Origin of the sequence: Tenacibaculum sp. Bg11-29, from assembly GCF_002836595.1 — a bacterium.
In the GTDB taxonomy this organism is placed as follows: domain Bacteria; phylum Bacteroidota; class Bacteroidia; order Flavobacteriales; family Flavobacteriaceae; genus Polaribacter.
On sequence record NZ_PJBB01000003.1, the window covers coordinates 1,822,909 to 1,842,590 of the forward strand.

Here is a 19,682-nt window from a genome sequence, read left to right on the forward strand (position 1 = left end):
CAAAAGAGCAAATTTACATAATATGATATTAAATATTAGTTGCAAACATTATTTAATTATTCTAGTTTAGAAAGTAGTTTTTTAGCTGTTTTACAGTGTGGTGATTTTTCTGAAATTTTTTTTAATAAAAGAATACACGATGAATAATCCTCTTGTTTAAGTTTACTTAGTGCTAAATACCAAAGGGCATTATTTTTATATGCTGATTTACCATTGTAAATTAAGTGTAAATTTTTCTCAGCTTCTGTAAATTTATTTAATTCGATTAGAGAAAAACTATTGTATAGTTGAATTTCGGTGTTGTTTTTGTCTTTTGCTAAAATTTGATTAAAATACTTAGTTGAGGTCTTAAAATCTTTAATGTTAAAAGCTTTTTGAGCTTTTGTTAACAATTGGTTGCTACTTCTTTCTGTAAGATCAATAGTGTTGTAGGTAACAAAATTTTTATAGGTAGGTTTAGATGTTGTTAAGAAAAAATAGGTTGTAAAAAGAAGAAGTAAGCTAGCTACGATACCGTATTTGAAGTGAAATATTTTTTTTATTTTTTTATTTGCGTTATGTTTTCTGAAGTTTTTCTCTGAGATTTTTTTTAATTTTTTTTCAAAACCTCTTTTAGAATCTTCATTTTCATTTTTTTCTTTCAAAAATAAAGAAGTTGCTCTGTATAGAATAAACCCTTCTTTAAATTCTATATTAGAAATAAGTTTATCATTAAAAAGAGATAACTCTTCATTAGATAAGTTACCTGATAAATAGTTCTCAAAAAGTAAATAATGCTCCTCTTTCATTATAAATTGTTTTTTATTCGTTGAAAATTAGAAGACTCTCTAATATACTCAGTGAGTTTCCCTATACATAAAGATTTTTTTTTACGTGCGTATGCATATGAAATGTCTAGTTTTAGAGCAACTTCATCCATCGATTTTGTCTTAAAGCACATATTCAGTAGATTTTTACATGTGTTGCCTAGCTTTTGAAACATTTTGTTAAATAAAATATATTTTTCATCGTCAATCGATGTTTCAAAGATAAGTTCATCCACACTTATATGTTTAGATAAAGTATTATCTAAAGTTGTTACCTCTTTATTTAATTTTTTCTTTAGTTCATTAATCCATTTTCGTTTACATAATAAAAAAAAATAGGCATCAAAAGGACATGTTAATTGCAGTTTCTTAATAGTTGCTTGTTGATATATTGTAGTTAGAACTTCTTGAATAATATCTTGGGCGTTTGCACTATTACCATTATTGTTTTTAATGTAGTGAATTATTTTAGGGGCAAAATTATCGTATATAGATTGAATAATAAAAGAATTGTTTTGAGCTAATCCATCAATATATTTTTGGTCCTTGTGTATTTTTTGTTGAGACATAGTGTCTTTGCTTTCAGATAATTTACTAAAAAAGGTAATAAATATTTAAAGCTATAAATAACAATAAATATTAAAAATTATAAAACTAAGATAAATATATTTAAAGCAATGTGAAATAAAGAGGTAACAAAAATAAAGATTAATTGATATAGAGATGTATAACAATAAATATTAGAAATTATGAAAACAAAAAAAAATCAAAAATTAAAAGCATTTCACAAAAATATGATTAAAGGAATGTTATTATTAATTATGTTAATTACATTAACATTGATTAGCTGTGATTCGGAAGTTGATACAGATTTAAATGGAGTTATTGATCCTTGTGAGAATGAACATTTTTTTGGCTTAAATATTTACGATCCTTGGTCGGGTTCAACACCTTTAAGTAAGAACGTAGATTTAGGAACTTCGGATGAAATAGCTGCTTCATTAGGAGGGTCAGTAACTTATTCTAATGCTTCTACTTATAATTATGATTTAGAAATATATCATTTTTTTAATACAGCTAATAAAAAAATTATTAATATTGATGGGACCCCACCAGCAACCTTTGTGACTTTAATAGGAGAAGTAACTTCTATTTACAGTCATTTAGTATATGTTTCTAGTTTAGCTAAAAATTATATTATAGAAAAAGAAAGCGGAGGAACTGTAAATTTAGTGGAAGTTGATGTTAATACAGGTGTGTTAGGAGCTACAATAGCAACAGATTTTTCTGAAGAAATAAACTCTATATCTGTAACAACAAATAATATAAATGAAGTATATATTATTATTAATAAAACGCTAATAAAATTGATGAATTTAGATAGTGTTCCTACTGTTAGTTTATTTAGTTTAGAGGCTCCGTCAACTAATTATTTGTTTTTTGGAGCAGAATATAATTCACTATCTGGAGGCATAAATGTGATTAGAACTCAAGGTGTAGAAACGATTCATTTAGTTAAGATTGATTTAGGAGGAGATTACACTCTAATGCACGATTTAACTACAGTAATAGAAAATGAAATATCTTTAACCAATCATTTTTATAGTACTACTTTAAATTGTGAAGAAACACAATATCGTATAGCTTATTTATATGGAAATAATAATACACGGTTTCATGAAATAACACTTTCGACTGGATTAGTAGAAACAGATACAAAAGAGGCAGATTATTATTTTGGTATAGAAAGTAATGCAAATAACTAATATAGTTCGATAGGTTTTAAGTATTCTAACTCATTTTTTTGAGTTGGAATGCTTTTCTTATATTTATAGAACTATATTTTATAATGATTATTAATAAAAAAAATATGAGAAAATGTGATATTCTTTTTTGGTTGTTATTTTTGCCAATAGTATTATTTGCTCAAGATTTTTTGAAAAAAGATACAGTTTCGAACTTGGCTGTTATTAAGTATAAAGTTAAAGGAAATCAATTAAATTTTACGCCAGAAGCACCTCTTTTAAATCAAGTTTCAGGAGCTCCTAAAGCTTTTTACTCCTATTTTTGGGAATTTGGTGATGGCCATTATAGTAAAAAGAAAACACCTGTACATATTTATGAAAAAAAAGGGAACTATAAAGTAAAGTTATGGGTAACAAATCATTATGATTCAGGAAAACCACCAGCTACAAGACCTCAGACGATTAGTATAAGCAAAATATTTAAAGAGGGGATTGATATAGCGTCAATGTCGGATGATTTTAAGATTCAAAAAAATAGAGAACCAATTCCAGAAGAAAAAATGGTTGTTACTATGAGTTATAAAAACACAAAGAACTACGTAACGAGCGGAAAATTATTTTTTTTTTATAATGAGCATAAATATAAGGATAATAATTTTGAAATTATAAATACAAGAACTCATTACAATGAAAAAAAAGAGGAAGAAATAGAAGCAATAGTATATGCTAATGATGTTGATAAACAAGAAAAGTTATATGCTTCGTTACTTAATGAGGTAGAAGAATACCCTATTCAAGTTTTAGATTCTACTAGAACAGATTTATTAAAAACAATAGAAGAATCTAAAAATTATTACAAAAATTGGAGCATTTTTAATTTTGATCAAATGAATTCTAATGACGAGCGAAATATATTTTTTACATTAAAAACAACTCCCGAAATGTTAAAAGATACAAGTGCTATTATATCAATAAGAGGTGTATATGTACCTGATTCTAGTTATAAAAATCATAAGGTAAAAGAGATGGAAATGGAAATAGTTACTTCTCATGACCCTAATAAAATGTCATCTAACGGAACATTTTTAAATTATAGATTAGTTCGTTTTAAAACTTTAAAGTATAAAATTAGATTTCAGAATGATGGAGAAGGGCCTGCAAAAACAATAAGATTAGAAACAGATATTCCAAGGATGTTAGATAAGTCTACAATAAAAGTTTTAGATATGTATCCGAAATGTGAAATTTGCCCTAAAAAGAAAGTAAATTATAGTTGTTTAGACACTATGTTTACTAAAGAGCAAATTATTTTTACATTTAGAAATATTTATTTACCAGGCAGTAATCAAAAAAATATTAAGGAAAAAGATTCAACAAAAGGGTTCGTGAAGTATAGTGTTAAGTTTGATAAAGATTTTCACAAGAAAAAAACAAGTAGTGGTACTGCAATTATTTTTGATAAAAATGAACCGATTATTACGAATAGAGCTACTACGCGGTTTTTACCTGGAATATCTATTGGCGCTAAAGCAGGATATAATTATTATCCAAAATTAAAAAAATCAAATAGTTATTTTGTCGGAGCAACTGTTTCTCCATATAGATCATATCGATGGTATTGGCAGGTAGAATGGTTAAATAACATGCACTTTTATGATGATGAAATTATAAGTACTGAAAAAAATATTGGGTTACAAGCATCGCAAGGACTAGAACGTATATCTGTTAGTAAAAAAAACGAGAGTGTAAATTGGGAAGTACCTGTTTTGGTTAGGTGTAATGTAAATAATTACTTTGGTTTAGGAGCTGGTGTTCAAGGGGATTTTCAGTTGTATAAAAAACAAGAAACTACAATTTTAACTGAGCATTTTAGTGATGAAACAAAAGCAGAGCTATTAAGTTCTAAAATAGATAAAAATAGAGATACAGAATCATTTGGTAATTTAAGTCATGGTTATTTGGTTGAAATTACAGGAGGGTTTTCTAGAATAGGTCCGAGTGTTGGGGCACGATATGTTTTTAATCAAACAGCAAGAGAAAATTATTGGCAGTTTTATGCAATATGGAAGTTTTAAATGAATGTAAATGAAGTGGAAGATTCTTTTAGTGTTTTTTTATTGTGTTTGTGTAAAAGCTCAAAATATTGAAAAAGAGATTTATAAAGCATTAGATGATTTTAGTGTAAATAAAAATGAAAAAAACCTTCAAATTTTAGAGGAGAAAGAAGAAGAGTTTGTTACTAAGTTAGTAACTCAAGAAGAACAATTGGCTTTCGTTATCTTACAGTGTAATAAAGGGTATTATCTCAAAGAAAACAACAAATTAGAAGAAGCAATTTTCACCTATGAAAAAGCATGGAAAAGGTTTTCTGAAAAAAAATTAAGCAACTACAATATTATAGAATACTGCTTAAAGCCATTAGGAAACTTATACACTAAAACAAAAGATTATACGAATGCAGAAAATAGTATTAAATATTATACTTTTTTAGCAGAAAAAAAAGGAGATGTAGCGCAAGAACTTTCAGGTATTATTAATCTTTCTAAAATGTATCAAACTATAGGAAGTCATGAATTGGTAGTTAAACTCATAGAAATTGCTTTAAAAAATAAAAAAATAAGTAAAGAGCAAAAGCAAAAAATAGAAGCAATAAAAATTACAAGTCTTATTTTTTTAAATAAAAAAGGTAGTTTAAGTTTATTTAAACAAACAGCTTTTTTTACTGAGCAAAGCAAAGAGAATAAATATTATACACATTATAAAATAGCATTAAAAAACAAAGACTATAAAGAGGCTTTTCGTAATTTTTATTTAGTAAAAAATCATTCGATTAAGAAGGAATATTCTAGAAGAGAAAAAGCTAAAATTTTAGTAGAAGAAGCACAATTGTGTTTTTTACTTAAAAATAATAAAAAAGCAAAAGAAAGCTTGAATAAAGCACTTCGAGTTTTTTTTCCAAACAAAAAAAATGTTATAGAAGAAATGCTTTTTGCAGAAAATACTTTTATTGATGTGTTTGATTTATATGCGTTATTAGAATTTGATGAAGAAAAAGCAATCGATAATTACCTGAAAAGTTTTTATGTCGCAAATATGTTAGAAAAAAGACTAACCTCTCAGGAGTCAAAAATCATTCATCAAGTAGAGAAAAGAAGTCGTAGTGAGAAATGTATAGAACTTCTTTTAAATAAATACAAAAACACCTTAAATGAAAACTATTTAAGAAGAGCTTTCTTGTTTGCAGAAAGCGGTAAGTCTAATATTTTAAAAGAGAAAGAAAGTAAAAAACGTCTTTTAAAAAAATATAGAAATGACAGTTTGTTATTAAGGGAAGAAAAACTGACAAAGAAAAAAGAAAAACTGACTTCTCAATTAATAAAAGAGCAATTAACAAAATCAAGAGCTTCTGTAATTCATCAATTTAATAAGCAATTAAATAACATAAGTATTAATTTAAAAGAGCTTCATTTAAAAATAGAAAAAAAATATAGTTTAAGTAAGAATAATCTAATTCAAAGTTTACAGAATAAACTTACAAAAAATACAATGCTTATAGAGTATTTTTATGGTGAACAGGCTATTTATCAATTTGTTATTACAAAGGCTTCTATTAAAGTAAATGAAATAGATATTAATATTGAAAAACAGGTGTTAGATTATGTTCGCTTTTTCAACTCTTCATCAAGAATTAATAATAATATAAATAAATTTTCGACTCAAGCATTTTCTGTATATAAAGCTTTAAAGTTTAATGAAGCTTTAAGTTACGAAAATGTGTATTTAATTACAGATGGATTACTTAATTTTATTCCATTTGAAACTCTCTTAATAGAGCAAACAAATGAAGAGGTCTTTTCAAAGATGCCTTTTGTTGTGAAAAATCAAAATATTGTTTACAATTCTAGTTCTGAATTTTATTTAAAAGAGGAAGAATTAGTAGAGAAGTCAAAACTGTTAGGAGTATTTCCTGTCTTTCTTAAAACTAACAGTGAACTAAAATATTCGATAGATGAAGCTGAGTATGTTAACAAAATAAAAAACTCAACCATTTTAATGAAAGAGGAGGCTAAAAAAGATTTTTTTTTAGGGAAAGTAACTCAATATAATATGTTGCATTTTTCTACTCATGCTAGTAGCGGTGATTTTGTAAAACCAGCATGTCTACAGTTTTATGATAAGGAGTTAACTTTAAATGAATTGTATAGTTTAAATTTAACAACAAAGTTAGTTGTTTTAAGTGCTTGCGAAACAGGTGTTGGGAAGTTAGAGAAAGGAGAGGGAGCGATGAGTATTGCGAGAGGGTTTCGATATGCAGGAGCTGAAAATGTATTGTTTACGTTATGGAAAATAAATGATAAAGCTACTTCCATTTTAATGAAAACGTTTTATGAATATTATGATAAATACCAATCTGTTTCATATGCAAACCAGCAATCTAAAATTGAATACCTTAAAAATGAAAATATAGTAAATAGTAAAAAATCCCCTTATTATTGGGGTAGTTTTGTTTATTACGGAACAGGAAGTCAGTCTGAAATATCAAATAACTCTATTCTCTATGTTTTAACAGTGTTTTTTTCTTTAATTGTAATATATTTATCTTTTAAATATATAAAGAGACAAAAATGAAACTCATCCATTCTGTACGCCATTTTTTTGAACGTCATGGTTTTGCTGTGTCATCTAGATTAGCCGATAAATTAGGTATGCGAGCAACAAATGTGCGCTTGTTTTTTATTTATATATCGTTTGTAACAATAGGTTTAACGTTTGGTTTATATTTAACCTTGGCATTTTTATTAAGACTAAAAGATATGATTTACACTAAAAGAACTTCTGTTTTTGATTTATGATAAAAAAAGTATTTAAATCAAGATTATATAAAGCAATTTTCTTTTCTATATTAATTTTATCAATAGGGGTAGGTGGGTATTTAATATTGTTCGATTATTCTTTTATCGACGCATTATATATGACAATAATAACCATTACTACTATTGGTTTTGGAGAAGTTCATCCGTTTGGTACTGGAGAAAAAATATTTACAATAGGTTTAATATTATCTAGCTTATTTATATTTGGATACGCCGTATCATCATTTTCCGAATATTTAATAAGCGGGCAATTTTTTCATCAATTAAAAATAAAAAAAGTGCAAAAAAAAATAGAAAAGTTAAAAGGACATACTATTGTTTGCGGTTATGGTAGAAACGGTAAACAGGCTATATCAAAATTAAATAGTTATAAGAAAGATTTTGTGGTTGTAGAAAAACATGAAGATGTTATTAAACAATTAGATGAAAAAGGAGTGCTGAATATTGAAGGAGATGCAACAACTGATGAGGCGTTAATAAAAGCAGGAATTTTAAATGCGGATTATTTAATTACAGTTTTACCTTCAGATGCTGATAATTTATTTGTGGTATTAACAGCAAGTCAGCTTAATAAAAAATGCAAGATAATAAGTAGAGCCTCTAAAGAAACTTCTTACAGTAAACTTAAAATAGCAGGAGCAGACAATGTAATTATGCCAGATAAATTAGGAGGAGCTCATATGGCATCTTTGGTTGTTACACCTGATGTTATTGAATTTGTTGATAGATTAACTATTGAAGGAGATACGACTGCAAATCTTGAAGAAATAGCAATAGACAATTTACCTGAAGAATATTTAAATAGAACAATTTTAGATTTAGATTTAAGAAAAAAAACAGGTTGTACAGTCATAGGTTACAGAACACCTGATAAAGAATATCTTATAAATCCTGATGCTTCTGTAGAGCTTACAGCTGGAGCAAACCTAATTGTTTTAGGGCGTCCTGAGCAAATAGTTAAATTAAGAGAGTTATTTTAATGAAGAATATTGTTATAACAGGAAGTAACGGTTTATTGGGGCAAACTTTAGTGAATTTATTATTAAAAGAAAAACAAAATTATAATGTAATAGGTTTTTCTCGTGGAGAAAATAGAAGTGGAAGAAATGATTTTAAATATGTTTCTATTGATATTACTGATGAGGAAATACTAGTTGAGAAGTTAAGAGAGCACAGCCCTGATATTATTGTAAATACAGCAGCAATGACAAATGTTGATGCTTGTGAAGAGAATAAAGTAGCGTGTGATAAATTAAATACTGATGTAGTTCGACATTTAAAAGAATATTCTGAAGAAAAAAACACACATTTAATTCATCTGTCTACTGATTTTATTTTTGATGGTGAAAATGGTCCTTATAAGGAAACAGACAAACCGAAACCATTAAATTATTATGGATTGTCTAAGTTAAAATCAGAAAATATTTTAACTACATCTAATATAGACTATACTATTCTTAGAACTATCTTGGTCTACGGAAAAGTTTTTGATATGACACGTAGTAATATTGTATTATGGGTAAAGAAATCTTTAGAAAATAAAGAGCAGATTACGATAGTTAATGATCAGTATCGTATGCCAACATATGTTGTAGATTTAGCATTAGCCTGTAAGTTATCTATTGATACTAAAACTACTGGTGTTTTTAATATTTCATCAAATACATTATTAAGTATTTATGAAATAGCAAAACAGGTAGCTGATGTTTTTAATTTAGATGAGAATTTAATAAAATCAATTTCTACAACGGAATTAAACCAAAAAGCAATTCGACCAGTTAAAACGGGATTTAATTTAACGAAAACAAATAAGGTATTAAAATTTTTCCCAAAATCATTTAAAGAAGATTTACAAAAATTTAAAGAAAAGCTAACTTAAAAAATACATTTAACGATTAAAACTTGTTGAAAGTTCATTTTTTTAAGATATTGCGGGTTACAAATTCAAAAACTAACATATCTATTATGAATAAAAGACTTCTTACGTTATTATTTTTATTAATAACACCAATGTTAACGTTTGCACAAGAAAAAGGTTTAGATCAGAAAATAGATGAAGTTTTTGGGGATGCTACAGGATGGTTTGTTAATCTTATTTTTTATCAAATTGATTTTGGAGGAGGAGTAAAAATATTTTGGGTGCTTTTTCCATTAATTTTAGGAGCCTTGTATTTTACAGTTTATTTTAAATTTATAAATTTTAAAGGATTTTTCACTTCAATAAATATTGTTAGAGGTAAATATGATGAGCTTGATCATCATGAGTCTATGATAGCTGCAGGGGATTCTACACCTGGAGGTGATAACATTGAAACGATAGCTATAGAAAATCATGAAGGGGAAGTTTCTCATTTTCAGGCGTTAACAGCGGCTTTGTCAGCAACTGTTGGTTTGGGAAATATTGCAGGAGTAGCAATTGCTGTTTCAATTGGTGGAGCAGGAGCTACATTTTGGATGATTGTAGCAGGTTTCTTAGGAATGGCTTCTAAATTTGTAGAATGTACATTAGGAGTAAAATATAGAGATATTGATGAGAATGGAACAGTCTACGGAGGTCCAATGTATTATTTAACGAAAGGATTAAAATCAAAAGGGCTTGAAGGTTTAGGTAAAGTTTTAGCTGCTCTTTTTGCTATATTCGTTATAGGTGGTTCATTTGGAGGAGGTAACATGTTTCAAGTAAATCAAGCAGCGCAACTTTTTGAACATATGACAGGAGGTCAAGAATCATTTATACACGGTTATAGATGGGCTTTTGGTTTAGTAATGGCAATATTAGTAGGTATTGTAATAATTGGAGGAATTAAAAAAATAGCAAAGGTTACAGATAAAATTGTACCATTTATGGTTGTTATTTATGTAATAGCTTCTTTGTTTGTTATTATTGTAAATTACGATATGATAGGAACAGCTTTTGTGCAAATATTTGATGGAGCTTTTAGCCCTGAAGGAGTTGCAGGTGGAGCTGTAGGTGTTTTAGTACAAGGGTTTAGAAGAGCAGCTTTTTCTAATGAAGCAGGAGTAGGTTCGGCTTCAATAGCGCATTCAGCAGTAAAAACTAAATATGCAGCATCAGAAGGGTTGGTAGCGTTATTAGAACCTTTTATAGATACAGTTGTGGTTTGTACAATGACAGCATTAGTTTTAATAATCACAGGAAATGTTACTTCTGCAAATGCAGGGTTAGACGATGCACAAGCGATATTATTAACTTCAGGAGCTTTTGAATCAGCTATCTCATGGTTTCCATATGTTTTAACAGTAGCTGTAGTGTTATTTGCATTTAGCACAATGATCTCTTGGTCTTATTATGGGTATCAAGGTTGGGCATATTTATTTGGAAGGTCTAAAAAAATGGAATATGCATATAAAACATTATTCTGTCTTTTTGTAATTGTAGGTGCTTCAATTAGTTTAGGGTCAGTAATAGGTTTTTCAGATGCAATGATTTTTGCAATGATGGTTCCTAATATGATTGGATTAGTACTTCTTGCTCCAAAAGTTAAAACTGAACTTTCAAAATATATGAAAGCAATAAAATCTAGTGAGGCATAAAAAATATAAAATGAAATATTTTAAATCCCATTTCTGGTATAATAAACGCCAAAGAAATGGGGTTTTCTTTTTATTACTCATTATTGTCATTCTTCAAGTTATTTATGTTTTTGCTGATTTTTCGTCAGATAAAATAATTGACACGAATTCAATCGAGATTCTCGCTTTTCAAAATAAAATAGATAGTTTAAAGAAAGAAGCACTAGAAAAAAGAAAGCCTAAAAAATATCCTTTTAACCCTAATTATATTACTGATTTTAAAGGGTACCAATTAGGAATGACTGTTCAGGAAATTGACAGGTTACATAAATACAGGAAACAAAGAAAATTTGTGAACTCAGCTAAAGAGTTTCAAAAAGCAACAAAAATTTCAGATAGCTTATTGAATAAAATATCTCCTCTATTTAAGTTTCCAAAATGGGTAAGTAAGAGAAATAAATTAAAGAAGCAATCAAATTATAGTGTTGTAACAAATAATTCTAGTAGTGTAGGAGGAAGTCCTTATAAACCGTTAACAACGAATATAAATGAGGCGAATCAACAAGATTTTGAAGCTATTAGTGGAGTGGGAGAAGTAATTTCTACGAGGATTGTAAAATATAGGAGAAAACTACAGGGTTTTTCTTACGAATCTCAAATTTATGAAGTCTGGGGGATAGAAAAAATCACTGTAAAAAGAATTCTAAAAATATTTAAGGTTTATAAGAAACCAAAGATTAAAAAGGCAAATGTTAACACGGTTACGTTTAAAGAATTGTTAAAAAACCCATACATTGATTATCAATTGTGTAAGAATATTTTAGAATATAGAGATGAAATAGCAGAGTTTCAGGACATTTTAGAATTAAAAAACATTGATAGTTTTCCAATTAAGAAATACGATAGAATAGTTTTATATTTGAAAGCAGAATAAACAAACAACAAACAAACAGAATATATAATTATGAACAGTATGTATTTTACTGAAGAGCATGACTTTTTTCGTCAAAGCTTTAAAGATTTTTTACAAAAAGAAGTTGTACCCCATGTTAATAAATGGGAAAAAGACGGAACAGTAGAGCGTTTTATTTGGAAGAAATTTGGAGAAATGGGATATTTCGGATTAAATCAACCAGAAGAATATGGTGGTTTAGGCTTAGATCTTTTTTATACCGTTATTTTTTTAGAAGAATTACAAAAAATAAACTCAGGTGGTTTTGCAGCGAATATGTGGGCACATGCTTATTTAGCAATGACTCATTTAAATAAAGAAGGAGACGATAGAATAAAGAAAAAATATTTAACCCCGAGTATTGATGGAGATAAAATAGGGTGTTTATGCATCTCTGAACCATTTGGAGGTAGTGATGTTGCTGGTATGAGAACAACAGCAGTTAAGAAAGGAGATACATATGTAATCAATGGGTCTAAAACATTTATTACAAACGGAATATATTCTGATTATTTAGTGGTTGCTGCAAAGACAGATCTAGAAGATAGGCATAAAGGAATGAGTATTTTTATTGTAGATAGAGATACTAAAGGTATTTCTTCAACAAAATTAGATAAATTAGGTTGGAGAGCTTCTGATACTGCAGAGATTGCTTTTGATAATGTGGTAATTCCTACGGAGAATTTAATGGGGGATGAAGGAAAAGGATTTCCTTATATAATGCAGCACTTTGCTTTAGAGCGCTTAATAATGGCAATCAATGCACATGCAAGAGCAGAATACGCAGTAGATTATGTGATAAATTACATGAGTGAAAGAGAAGCGTTTGGTAAAACGCTAGATAAATTTCAGGCATTACGTCATAAAGTTGCAGAAATGGCTTCTAAAGTTGATATGTGTAGAGAATATAACTATTCAATTACGAAACGATTAAATGAAGGAGTTTATGTTGTTAAAGAAGCAAGTATGAGTAAAATGTTATCTACCAAAATGGCAGATGAAGTTATTTATGATGCATTGCAGTTGTTAGGAGGTTACGGTTATATGGAAGAGTATCCATTAGCACGTTTGTTGCGAGATAGTCGCTTGGGGCCGATTGGTGGAGGTACTTCTGAAATCTTAAAAGAAATTATCGCGAAAATGATAATAGATAAGAAAGAGTATAAGCCTGCAACATAGTTTTTTAATGTCTTTTAAATAAAATTAATAAATAACAGTTAATTAAAAAAGACTCAGTACATTTGCAGTCCTAAAAATAAAAATTTAGAGACTAGAATGAAGGGAGGTGCTAACACATGTTAATTATTCCAATTAAAGAAGGAGAGAATATCGATAGAGCGTTAAAACGTTACAAACGAAAGTTTAGAGATGTAAAAATCTTAAGACAATTACGTGATAAGAAACAGTTCAATAAACCGTCTGTTGTTAAACGTGCTCAAATGAAAAAAGCCTCTTACGTTCAAGGATTAAGAACGAAAGAAGAAGTAAGTTAATATTGCTTACTTATAAAATGTAAAACCTGTATTGATTATGTCAATACAGGTTTTTTTGTATATTTAATTTTGAAAAAACAAGACTGATGCTTATTACTGCTTTCTTAAAATACTTAGAACATGAAAAAAACTATTCAAAGAATACTATAAACGCATATCGTGTAGATATAATTACGTTTAAAGAGTTTTGTATAACAGAATTTAATCAAAATGAAATAGAAGAAGTTCATTACAACCAAATTAGAACTTGGATAGTCGCGCTTGTTAATAAGGGTATTTCAAATAGAAGTGTTAATAGGAAAATGAGTTCTTTAAAGACTTTTTATAATTTTTTACAGAAGGTTGGTGAAGTTGAGCTTAATCCGTTAGCGAAGCATAAAGCGTTAAAAGTTCAAAAAAAAATACAAACACCGTTTGATGAAGGTGAGGTGGAGCAGGTTTTAGAGCTTTTACGTGAAGGGGATGATTTTGAGTCGATAAGAGATAGGTTGATTGTAGAGTTGTTGTATTCAACAGGAATAAGGCGGATAGAGCTGATTAATATTAAAGAAAAGGATGTTGATTTTACTAAGCAGGTTATTAAAGTTTTAGGGAAAAGAAATAAGGAAAGATTTGTAATATTATTGCCATCGGTTTTAGAGACCTTAAATCAATACTTGAGTTTAAAAAGAAGTGATAATTTAGTAGGAGGCGATGAGCTTTTAGTAACAAAAAAAGGGGTTAAAATTTATGAAACTCTTGTGTACCGAATAATTAATTTGTACTTTAGTAGAGTGTCAACAAAAGCAAAAAAAAGTCCCCATATATTACGGCATGCTTTCGCTACACATTTACTTAATAATGGTGCGTCGTTAAATTCGGTTAAAGAATTACTAGGGCATTCAAGTTTAGCCTCTACCCAAGTGTATACGCATAATAGCTTGGAGCAGATAAAAAAAGTGTATAACATGGCTCATCCTAGAGAGTCGAAATAAAGATTGAAAAATTATGAAAGTATTCACACAGTCAGTAAACTTTACAGCAGATAAAAGTTTAATAGATTACATAGAGAAGAAAATAGGAGGTTTAGAAAAGTTTCATGATAAGATAGTTGATGTAGAGGTTTTTTTAAAAGTGCAGAAAACTAGCGAAAAAGAAAATAAAATTACTGAAGTTAAAATAAATATACCAGGTGATGAGATAATAGTTAAAAAAATAAACAAAACCTTTGAAGAAGGTGTGAATATTGCCGTTGATTCTTTAAAAAGAAGCTTAAAAAAGTCGAAAGAAAAGCTTAGAGATTCCTTAGTTTCATAAAAAGATAAAAATTATTCATAAAAAGTTTTAAAGTTTAAAAATTACTTTATACATTTGCAGTCCGTTAGAAATAGCGGATTGTTTTTTATGACAATAAAAGCCGATGTAGCTCAGCTGGCTAGAGCAGCTGATTTGTAATCAGCAGGTCGTGGGTTCGAGTCCCTCCATCGGCTCTTAAATTAAGAGAAACGTTCTTAAACATACTATTAAAAAACCAATGGGGAGATACCAAAGCGGCCAACTGGGACGGACTGTAACTCCGTTGTCTTACGACTTCGCAGGTTCGAATCCTGCTCTCCCCACTTTTTTAAAACCGATTAGTTAATATATCAAGCTTCAACTTTTGATTATTGATGAAAGGTTTTAAAAATACGCGAAAGTAGCTCAGTTGGTAGAGCGTCAGCCTTCCAAGCTGAATGTCGCCAGTTCGAACCTGGTCTTTCGCTCTAAAATTATCCACGCCGGTGTAGCTCAGTTGGTAGAGCGCATCCTTGGTAGGGATGAGGTCACCGGTTCAAATCCGGTCATTGGCTCTTTTTTAGAGTTTTTTTAAAAAAGAATTTAAAGTAACACTAAATATTTAACTAAGAATTAAAATTAATAATCATGGCAAAAGAAACTTACGATCGTTCGAAGCCCCACTTAAATGTTGGAACTATTGGTCACGTAGATCACGGTAAAACTACATTAACTGCTGCTATCACTAAAGTATTAGCTGATGCAGGATTCTCTGAAGCTAGAGATTTTGATCAAATCGATAATGCACCAGAAGAAAAAGAGAGAGGTATAACAATTAACTCTTCTCACGTAGAATATGCAACAGCAAACCGTCATTACGCGCACGTTGACTGTCCAGGTCACGCCGATTACGTAAAGAACATGGTAACTGGTGCTGCACAAATGGATGGAGCTATTTTAGTAGTAGCTGCAACAGATGGTCCAATGCCACAAACTCGTGAGCATATTTTATTAGGTCGTCAGGTAGGTATTCCACGTATGGTTGTTTTTATGAACAAAGTGGATATGGTTGATGATGAAGAATTGATCGAATTAGTAGAAATGGAAGTAAGAGAATTGTTATCTTTCTATGATTATGATGGAGATAATGGTCCTGTAATTGCTGGTTCTGCTTTAGGTGCTTTAAATGGTGAACAAAAATGGGTTGATACAGTGCTAGAATTAATGGCAGCTGTTGATTCTTGGATTGAAGAGCCATTAAGAGAAACTGAAAAGCCTTTCTTAATGCCTATTGAAGATGTATTTTCAATTACAGGTCGTGGTACAGTTGCTACTGGTCGTATTGAAACAGGTATCATCAATTCTGGAGAATCTGTAGATATTATTGGTATGGGTACTGAGAAGTTAACTTCTACAGTAACTGGTATCGAAATGTTCCGTCAAATCTTAGATAGAGGTGAGGCAGGAGATAACGCTGGTATCTTATTAAGAGGTATTGCAAAAGAAGATATAAAAAGAGGAATGGTAATCTGTAAGCCAGGTTCTGTAACTCCACACGCTAAGTTTAAGGCTGAGGTGTATGTATTGAAAAAAGAAGAAGGTGGACGTCACACTCCATTCCATAACAACTATCGTCCACAGTTTTACGTTCGTACAACTGATGTAACTGGTAATATTTTCTTACCTGATGGAGTTGAAATGGTTATGCCTGGAGATAACTTAACTATTACAGTTGAATTAATCCAACCAATTGCATTAAACTTAGGTTTACAGTTTGCTATCCGTGAAGGAGGTAGAACAGTAGGTGCAGGTCAGGTAACTGAAATTTTAGACTAATCAATTAGTTTATACTATATAAAAAGGAGTCTCTTTAATGAGAGACTCCTTTTAAAAAAAAATACGGGCGTAGTTCAGCGGTAGAGCACTGGTTTCCAAAACCAGCTGTCGGGAGTTCGAATCTCTCCGCCCGTGCATAATAAAACGAGTTGTGGTATTAAATCACAACTCGTTAAAAGGATAACAAAATGAATAACTTTATACAATACATCAAAGGTTCTTTCGAAGAGCTGAATACAAACATGACATGGTCTTCTCGTGAAGAAGCTCAAAAGTCAACTGTGGTTGTTGCTGCATTTACAATTGTTTTTGCTTTGGTAGTAGCAGGGATAGATTGGGTTTTTCAGAATAGTTTAGATAATTTTTTCAATATGTTTAATAATTAGAATATGGCTGATTCGGTGATGAAGTGGTATGTAGTTAGAGCTGTTGGAGGTCAAGAAAATAAGGTTAAAACTTATATCGAAACAGAAATTGCTCGTTTTGGATTGTCAGACTATGTAAGTAAAGTAATTGTTCCTACAGAAAAAGTTATTCAAGTAAGAAACGGGAAGAAAGTTAACAGAGAAAGAGTTTACTTTCCAGGTTATGTAATGGTAGAAGCTAATTTAGCAGGAGAAGTACCTCACGTAATAAAATCAGTAACAGGGGTTATTGGTTTTTTAGGTGAAACTAAAGGTGGTGAACCAGTACCAATGCGTAAATCTGAAGTAAACAGAATGTTAGGTAAAGTTGATGAACTTTCTGTTAGAGATGAAAACATCGCAATTCCTTTTAATACTGGTGAAACAGTAAAAGTAATTGACGGGCCTTTTAATGGATTCGACGGGACAGTTGAGAAAGTTAATGAGGAAAAGCGTAAGTTAGAAGTAATGGTTAAGATTTTTGGAAGAAAAACACCATTAGAGTTAAACTATATGCAAGTAGAAAAAATATAATCGTTACACCTATATATTTAGATGTGTTTGAAGCTTCCATTTTAAACATATCATTAAATCTTAAACAATGGCAAAAGAAATAAGTAAATTAGTTAAACTACAAGTAAGGGGAGGTGCTGCGAATCCGTCGCCACCAGTTGGACCCGCTTTAGGTGCTGCCGGTGTTAATATCATGGAGTTCTGTAAGCAATTTAATGCTCGTACACAGGACAAACAAGGTAAAGTTTTACCTGTTGTGATTACCGTTTATAAAGACAAATCTTTCGAGTTTGTTGTAAAAACGCCACCAGCTGCAGTACAATTATTAGAAGCGGCCAAAATTAAGAAGGGTTCAGGAGAACCAAATAGGAAAAAAGTAGCAAGTGTTTCTTGGGATCAAATTAGAGTAATTGCAGAAGACAAAATGGTAGATATGAATGCCTTTAAAGTCGAATCTGCAATGAAAATGATTGCCGGAACTGCTCGTTCTATGGGATTAACAGTATCAGGTAATGCACCTGCTTAAACTTTAAAACATATTTAGAAATGGCAATTACTAGAAAGCAAAAAGAAGCTCGTTCTAAGGTAGATAGCTCTAAAGTTTACAGCTTAAAAGATGCATCAGCCTTAATTAAAGATATTACAAATGTGAAATTTGACGCATCTGTCGATTTAGCAGTACGTTTAGGAGTAGATCCTCGTAAAGCAAATCAAATGGTACGTGGAGTTGTAACATTACCACACGGAACAGGTAAAGATGTTAAAGTATTAGCATTAGTTACTCCAGATAAAGAAGCCGAAGCTATAGCAGCAGGTGCAGATTATGTTGGATTAGATGAATACCTTCAGAAAATTAAAGGAGGTTGGACTGATGTTGATGTTATTATTACTATGCCTAGTGTTATGGGTAAATTAGGTCCTTTAGGTCGTGTTTTAGGACCAAGAGGTTTAATGCCTAACCCAAAAACAGGTACAGTAACTATGAATGTTGCAAAAGCAGTACAAGAAGTTAAAGCTGGTAAAATTGACTTTAAAGTTGATAAAACTGGTATTGTACACGCTGCAATCGGAAAAGTATCTTTTGATGCTGAGAAGATTCAAGAAAATGCAAATGAGTTATTACAAACGTTAATTAAACTAAAGCCAACAGCTTCTAAAGGAGATTATATAAAGAGTATTTTTATGTCTTCTACTATGAGTCCTAGTGTTGCTGTAGATGAAAAATCGGTGTCTTTATAAGACAGTTAAACTTTTAATTATGACAAGAGAAGACAAATTACAAGTAATAGAAGATTTAACAGCAAGATTAGCAGATACAAGTACCATCTATTTAGCAGATATTTCTGGTTTAGATGCAGTTACTACATCTAACTTACGTAGAGCTTGTTTTAAAGCTGATGTAGAATTGGCTGTTGTTAAAAATACATTGCTATCAAAAGCAATGGAAGCATCTGATAAAGATTTTGGAGATTTACCAAATGCTTTAAAGGGAAATACTTCAATGATGATTTCTGAGGTGTCGAATGCGCCTGCAAAAGTTATTAAAGAGTTCAGAAAAAAATCAGACAAGCCTTTATTAAAAGGAGCTTTTGTTGAACAGTCAGTTTATGTTGGAGATGACCAACTAGACATGCTTGTTAACATTAAGTCTAAAGAAGAACTTATTGGAGATATTATCTCATTATTACAATCACCAGCTAAAAATGTTATTTCAGCATTACAATCAGGTGGTAACAAACTTTCAGGTATTCTTACAACATTATCTGAAAGATAATTACGCGCACTAATAAACTAAATAATAAAATTTCAAAAAACAATTAAAATGGCAGAATTAAAAGATTTCGCAGAGCAATTAGTTAACTTAACAGTAAAAGAAGTTAATGAATTAGCTGATATTTTAAAAGATGAGTACGGTATTGAGCCAGCAGCAGCAGCAGTTGTAGCAGGTCCAGCAGCAGCAGGAGAAGCAGCAGAAGAGAAAACAGAATTTGACGTTATCTTAAAAGCAGCAGGTGGTTCTAAATTAGCTGTAGTAAAGTTAGTTAAAGAATTAACTGGATTAGGTTTAAAAGAAGCTAAAGCAATTGTTGATAGCGCACCAGCACCAGTAAAAGAAGGAGTAACTAAAGATGAGGCTGAAGGTCTTGTAAAGTCTTTAGAAGAAGCAGGAGCTGAAGCTGAAATGAAGTAATTTACATTCCCAGTTTACTGGGTATGACAATTAAGGTTTAGGTACTAGAAACGCATGTTTTTAGTCCTAAACCATTTTGT

At 30.1% G+C, this 19,682-nt stretch carries 21 protein-coding genes and 5 tRNA genes; 24 read left to right on the top strand and 2 right to left on the bottom strand.

From position 1 onward, the window contains the following. Nucleotides 1-56: 56 nt before the first annotated feature. Both CXF68_RS08235 and CXF68_RS08240 read right to left on the bottom strand, forming a co-directional pair. Nucleotides 57-788, bottom strand: coding sequence for a M48 family metallopeptidase (locus tag CXF68_RS08235; protein ID WP_101043905.1), 732 nt, complete (start codon nt 786-788; stop codon nt 57-59). Next, nucleotides 788-1,375 (bottom strand): RNA polymerase sigma factor, encoded by a 588-nt coding sequence (locus CXF68_RS08240; protein WP_101043906.1) that lies wholly within the window; start codon nt 1,373-1,375, stop codon nt 788-790. The genes CXF68_RS08235 and CXF68_RS08240 overlap by 1 nt, the downstream gene beginning before the upstream one ends. A 180-nt stretch (nt 1,376-1,555) precedes the next feature. On the opposite strand from CXF68_RS08240, the gene CXF68_RS08245 reads away from it, so the two are divergent. The 24 genes from CXF68_RS08245 (at nt 1,556) to rplL (ending at nt 19,602) form a co-directional block, all read left to right on the top strand. Beyond that, the gene (locus CXF68_RS08245) at nt 1,556-2,572 is read left to right on the top strand and encodes a hypothetical protein (protein WP_101043907.1); all 1,017 of its coding nucleotides are present in this window, start codon (nt 1,556-1,558) and stop codon (nt 2,570-2,572) included. A 104-nt stretch (nt 2,573-2,676) separates the two neighbouring features. After that, the gene (locus tag CXF68_RS08250) at nt 2,677-4,626 is read left to right on the top strand and encodes a PKD domain-containing protein (RefSeq protein WP_101047418.1); all 1,950 of its coding nucleotides are present in this window, start codon (nt 2,677-2,679) and stop codon (nt 4,624-4,626) included. A 10-nt stretch (nt 4,627-4,636) separates the two neighbouring features. Continuing rightward, nucleotides 4,637-7,180, top strand: coding sequence for a CHAT domain-containing protein (locus tag CXF68_RS08255; RefSeq protein ID WP_101043908.1), 2,544 nt, complete (start codon nt 4,637-4,639; stop codon nt 7,178-7,180). After that, nucleotides 7,177-7,404, top strand: coding sequence for a PspC family transcriptional regulator (locus CXF68_RS08260; RefSeq protein ID WP_101043909.1), 228 nt, complete (start codon nt 7,177-7,179; stop codon nt 7,402-7,404). Before CXF68_RS08255 ends, CXF68_RS08260 begins: the two co-directional genes overlap by 4 nt. Continuing rightward, the gene (locus tag CXF68_RS08265) at nt 7,401-8,405 is read left to right on the top strand and encodes a TrkA family potassium uptake protein (RefSeq protein WP_101043910.1); all 1,005 of its coding nucleotides are present in this window, start codon (nt 7,401-7,403) and stop codon (nt 8,403-8,405) included. The genes CXF68_RS08260 and CXF68_RS08265 overlap by 4 nt, the downstream gene beginning before the upstream one ends. Beyond that, nucleotides 8,405-9,304, top strand: a complete 900-nt coding sequence (locus CXF68_RS08270; RefSeq protein ID WP_101043911.1) for an SDR family oxidoreductase — start codon at nt 8,405-8,407, stop codon at nt 9,302-9,304. The genes CXF68_RS08265 and CXF68_RS08270 overlap by 1 nt, the downstream gene beginning before the upstream one ends. 86 nt (nt 9,305-9,390) lie before the next feature. Then, complete coding sequence (locus CXF68_RS08275) at nt 9,391-10,980, top strand: sodium:alanine symporter family protein (protein WP_101043912.1); 1,590 nt, start codon at nt 9,391-9,393, stop codon at nt 10,978-10,980. Between the two features lie 10 nt (nt 10,981-10,990). Beyond that, nucleotides 10,991-11,893 carry a helix-hairpin-helix domain-containing protein gene (locus CXF68_RS08280; RefSeq protein WP_101043913.1) on the top strand — a complete coding sequence of 301 codons (903 nt, stop codon included), beginning with the start codon at nt 10,991-10,993 and terminating at the stop codon, nt 11,891-11,893. A gap of 30 nt (nt 11,894-11,923) precedes the next feature. Beyond that, nucleotides 11,924-13,090, top strand: a complete 1,167-nt coding sequence (locus CXF68_RS08285; RefSeq protein ID WP_101043914.1) for an acyl-CoA dehydrogenase family protein — start codon at nt 11,924-11,926, stop codon at nt 13,088-13,090. 116 nt (nt 13,091-13,206) lie between these two features. Beyond that, nucleotides 13,207-13,404, top strand: coding sequence for a 30S ribosomal protein S21 (rpsU, locus tag CXF68_RS08290; protein ID WP_028888499.1), 198 nt, complete (start codon nt 13,207-13,209; stop codon nt 13,402-13,404). An 86-nt stretch (nt 13,405-13,490) separates the two neighbouring features. Continuing rightward, complete coding sequence (locus CXF68_RS08295) at nt 13,491-14,378, top strand: tyrosine-type recombinase/integrase (RefSeq protein WP_101043915.1); 888 nt, start codon at nt 13,491-13,493, stop codon at nt 14,376-14,378. Between the two features lie 13 nt (nt 14,379-14,391). After that, nucleotides 14,392-14,700 (top strand): ribosome hibernation-promoting factor, HPF/YfiA family, encoded by a 309-nt coding sequence (hpf, locus tag CXF68_RS08300; protein ID WP_101043916.1) that lies wholly within the window; start codon nt 14,392-14,394, stop codon nt 14,698-14,700. A 99-nt stretch (nt 14,701-14,799) separates the two neighbouring features. Continuing rightward, nucleotides 14,800-14,873 (top strand) — tRNA-Thr (locus CXF68_RS08305). A 46-nt stretch (nt 14,874-14,919) separates the two neighbouring features. Beyond that, nucleotides 14,920-15,002, top strand: a tRNA-Tyr gene (locus CXF68_RS08310). A gap of 71 nt (nt 15,003-15,073) precedes the next feature. After that, nucleotides 15,074-15,146: transfer RNA gene (locus tag CXF68_RS08315), tRNA-Gly, on the top strand. 14 nt (nt 15,147-15,160) lie between these two features. Further along, nucleotides 15,161-15,233 (top strand) — tRNA-Thr (locus tag CXF68_RS08320). A gap of 73 nt (nt 15,234-15,306) precedes the next feature. Continuing rightward, nucleotides 15,307-16,494 (top strand): elongation factor Tu, encoded by a 1,188-nt coding sequence (gene tuf, locus CXF68_RS08325; RefSeq protein WP_101043917.1) that lies wholly within the window; start codon nt 15,307-15,309, stop codon nt 16,492-16,494. Nucleotides 16,495-16,557: 63 nt separating this feature from the next. Further along, nucleotides 16,558-16,629: transfer RNA gene (locus tag CXF68_RS08330), tRNA-Trp, on the top strand. A gap of 53 nt (nt 16,630-16,682) precedes the next feature. Continuing rightward, on the top strand, nt 16,683-16,880 hold the full coding sequence (gene secE, locus CXF68_RS08335) for a preprotein translocase subunit SecE (RefSeq protein ID WP_101043918.1): 198 nt from the start codon (nt 16,683-16,685) through the stop codon (nt 16,878-16,880). A 3-nt stretch (nt 16,881-16,883) separates the two neighbouring features. Next, the gene (nusG, locus tag CXF68_RS08340) at nt 16,884-17,432 is read left to right on the top strand and encodes a transcription termination/antitermination protein NusG (RefSeq protein ID WP_101043919.1); all 549 of its coding nucleotides are present in this window, start codon (nt 16,884-16,886) and stop codon (nt 17,430-17,432) included. 67 nt (nt 17,433-17,499) lie between these two features. Next, the gene (gene rplK / locus CXF68_RS08345) at nt 17,500-17,937 is read left to right on the top strand and encodes a 50S ribosomal protein L11 (protein WP_101043920.1); all 438 of its coding nucleotides are present in this window, start codon (nt 17,500-17,502) and stop codon (nt 17,935-17,937) included. A 20-nt stretch (nt 17,938-17,957) separates the two neighbouring features. Next, the gene (gene rplA / locus CXF68_RS08350) at nt 17,958-18,650 is read left to right on the top strand and encodes a 50S ribosomal protein L1 (RefSeq protein ID WP_101043921.1); all 693 of its coding nucleotides are present in this window, start codon (nt 17,958-17,960) and stop codon (nt 18,648-18,650) included. A 19-nt stretch (nt 18,651-18,669) separates the two neighbouring features. Further along, nucleotides 18,670-19,185 (top strand): 50S ribosomal protein L10, encoded by a 516-nt coding sequence (rplJ, locus tag CXF68_RS08355; protein WP_101043922.1) that lies wholly within the window; start codon nt 18,670-18,672, stop codon nt 19,183-19,185. Nucleotides 19,186-19,233: 48 nt separating this feature from the next. Then, the gene (gene rplL / locus CXF68_RS08360; protein ID WP_101043923.1) at nt 19,234-19,602 is read left to right on the top strand and encodes a 50S ribosomal protein L7/L12; all 369 of its coding nucleotides are present in this window, start codon (nt 19,234-19,236) and stop codon (nt 19,600-19,602) included. The last annotated feature ends 80 nt before the right edge of the window (nt 19,603-19,682 follow it).